General features: G+C 60.2%; 2 protein-coding genes. Both read right to left on the bottom strand.

From position 1 onward, the window contains the following. On the bottom strand, window positions 1-742 hold a 742-nt coding region (locus B5E60_RS13535), incomplete at its 3' end, for a dihydrodipicolinate synthase family protein (RefSeq protein ID WP_087312472.1). Window positions 743-754: 12 nt separating this feature from the next. Then, window positions 755-1,636: an alpha/beta hydrolase gene (locus tag B5E60_RS13530; RefSeq protein WP_087312470.1), complete on the bottom strand. Its 882-nt coding sequence runs from the start codon at window positions 1,634-1,636 to the stop codon at window positions 755-757. Between the last annotated feature and the right edge of the window lie 159 nt (window positions 1,637-1,795).

The raw sequence follows: 1,795 nt of genomic DNA, 5'->3' as shown, positions 1-1,795 counted from the left end.
AGATCGAGGTGCTGATCTGCATGATCCGGCGCTGCAGCTCACGGACGCGGGCAATGTCGTGTTTGCAGGCCGCGTCGTACATCGCCACGTAGAGCTCCGGGAAGAGGTTCGCACCGCCGTTCACGCCGCCGTCGGCTCCCATCAGCACGCATTCGCCCGTCAGCTCCTCCGGACCGACATACAGCGCGAAATCATCCCGGTCGCCCAGGTGATAGATCAGCGTCTGGAAGTAGGTCATGTTGGCGGAGCTGTCCTTCAGTCCGACGATGTTCGGATGGTCGGCGAGCGTCTTGACGGTCGTGGGCTCCAGGAAGACCTTGACATGCGAGGGCATGTTGTAGAGGTAGAGCGGCAGCGGAAGCCGGTCGGCCAGCGCCGTGTAATACTCGATGAGCTCCTGCTGCGAGGGGGCAAAGTAGTAAGGCGCGGCAGCCACGACGCCGACGGCGCCGCATTTGGCCGCATGCTCGGCCAGACGGACACTCTCGTCGAGGGAGGTATCCGTGACGCCCACCAGCACGGGAACCCGTCCCGCAACCTGCCGGCAGACCCGCTCCACAAACTCATAGCGGAGCCGGTAGGTCAGGCTCTGGGCCTCGCCCGTCGTTCCGAGCAGAAACAGCGCATGGACGCTGCCGGCCAGCATGTGCTCGACCAGGCGCGAGGTTCCTTCAAGATCCAGTTCGTCATCCCCTTTCAGCGGGGTAATCATCGGCGGAATGATTCCTTTGATGCAAGTCATGGTTTTTCGTTTTTATTTGGATTGATTCGTATTGTCGTGTTCGCGGATCCAGCGCAGAATGAGCGGATAGGTCTCCTCGCCATAGCGGTAGCGCTCGCGCATCCAGAAGCCGTGGCCCCCCTGCGGGAAGATGTGCATCTCGGCCCGCACGCCCTGCTTCTTGAGGGCCCGGTAGAAGCGGATCGAGTTTTCGGGAACCACCGCCCGGTCGTCGTCGCACAACACCAGCAGCACCTCGGGCATCCCTTCATGCACCTGTTCGCAGGTCGAGTAGTGTTTCCGAAGGGCCTCCTCCCCGCTGCGCGCACCGAGCAGGTTTTCGCGCGTCCGCGCCGAGGAGTAGCTCATCGTGATCACGGGATAGACCAGCACGCCGAAATCGGGCCGCGACTCCGCATCGGGATACTCCGTCAGGAGCGTCGAGACGAAATGCCCCCCGGCCGAGAATCCCATGACGCCGACGCTCCGCGGGTCAATGCCCCACGAGCGGGCTTCGCGGCGAAGCACCCGCATGGCCTGCACACCGTCTTCGAGCGGGATTTCGGGATGGCCGTTCGGCATCCGGTATTTCAGCACGGCGGCAGCGATTCCCTGTCCGTTGAGCCACTCGGCCGTGCGGTAACCCTCATAGGTGACGCAAACCTTTTCGTAACTGCCCCCGGGAACCACCAGCATGATCTGACCCGTCGCCCGGGCCGAGTCGGGAAGAAAAACCTCCAACTCAGGTTCGCTCACGCCCACGTAATAGCCCTTGTCATTGATCGTCTCGGGAGTACCCTCCAGTCCGTTCTTCGAAGGCGTCCCCTCCGGGAACAGCGGAATGCGCAGCGGTTCCCGGGCCTCAGCAACGCCAGCCAGCAGCACGGCCAGCACAATCAAAAAACAGCGTTTCATAATAAAAAATCCGACACCAGAAAAATAAATCATTCTATGACATTCGTGTCCGGGAAAAATCCGGACTGGTTATTATAAAGTTTAACAATTAAAACAAAGTAGGTTCGGTAGAACCATCCGGTTCATTGACAATATTGCAGTTAGGTTTACAGAACAGGG

This window comes from Alistipes sp. An116 (assembly GCF_002161005.1).
Classification (GTDB): Bacteria; Bacteroidota; Bacteroidia; order Bacteroidales; family Rikenellaceae; genus Alistipes; species Alistipes megaguti.
Note: the sequence above shows the minus strand (reverse complement) of the source record. Positions and strands in the feature narration are given on the sequence as shown.

What these genes read in the sequence shown, in the direction of transcription:
- B5E60_RS13530 (WP_087312470.1), bottom strand. Translation starts at nt 1,636, where the DNA reads ATGAAACGCTGTTTTTTGATTGTGCTGGCCGTGCTGCTGGCTGGCGTT.